A 335-nucleotide genomic window follows, 5' to 3' on the forward strand; every position below is an offset into this window, starting at 1 on the left:
GGGGACGTACGCCGGTCTCGCGCACCCGGCCGCGATCGAGCATCTCGTCGAGCTCGGCGTCACGGCCGTCGAGCTGCTCCCCGTCCACCAGTTCGCGCACGAGGACCACCTCCTGCGCAAGGGCCTGCGCAACTACTGGGGCTACAACTCCATCGGCTATTTCGCCCCGCACGCCGCCTACGCCGCCTCGGGTACGACGGGGCAGCAGGTCGGCGAGTTCAAGCGGATGGTGCGTGCCCTGCACGCCGCGGGGATCGAGGTCATCCTCGACGTCGTCTACAACCACACGGCCGAGGCGGGCGAGCTGGGCCCGACACTGTCGCTGAAGGGCATCG

Annotated in this window: 1 protein-coding gene; it reads left to right on the forward strand. The window is 69.9% G+C overall.

All coding sequences use genetic code 11. The features are described 5' to 3' along the window. The coding region (locus ACLZOT_RS50960) for an alpha-amylase family glycosyl hydrolase (protein ID WP_416976112.1) at nt 1-335 on the forward strand (335 nt) is incomplete at both ends.

Origin of the sequence: Streptomyces sp. 4F14, from assembly GCF_048159485.1 — a bacterium.
Classification (GTDB): domain Bacteria; phylum Actinomycetota; class Actinomycetes; order Streptomycetales; family Streptomycetaceae; genus Streptomyces.